Annotated in this window: 1 protein-coding gene; it reads right to left on the bottom strand. The window is 57.0% G+C overall.

The features are described 5' to 3' along the window. Positions 1-237, bottom strand: a 237-nt coding sequence (locus tag SB756_RS35175; protein WP_410913894.1) for an isoaspartyl peptidase/L-asparaginase, incomplete at both ends; no start/stop codon positions are given.

The raw sequence follows: 237 nt of genomic DNA, 5'->3' as shown, positions 1-237 counted from the left end.
GCGTAGCATCCGGCACCCACTAAGGGACTATCGCCAACTCGTCCGGGTAATTTATTGGTCATTCCGCCTGTGGACGTGGCTGCCGCCAAATTGCCGTCTAAATCCAACGCCACGGCCCCCACGGTGCCCATTTTCTGTTTTTCATCCAGTGGCGCACCGCTATGGTCGAGGACGGTTGCCCCTTCCTTGCGCGCTGCCAGTAGTTGTTCATAACGCAAAGGCGTGGAGAAAATCTCC

Origin of the sequence: Pseudomonas sp. SIMBA_068 (genome assembly GCF_046534705.1) — a bacterium.
GTDB lineage: Bacteria > Pseudomonadota > Gammaproteobacteria > Pseudomonadales > Pseudomonadaceae > Aquipseudomonas > Aquipseudomonas putida.
The sequence above is the reverse complement of the archived record's forward strand: the minus strand, read 5'-3'. Positions and strand labels throughout refer to the sequence as shown.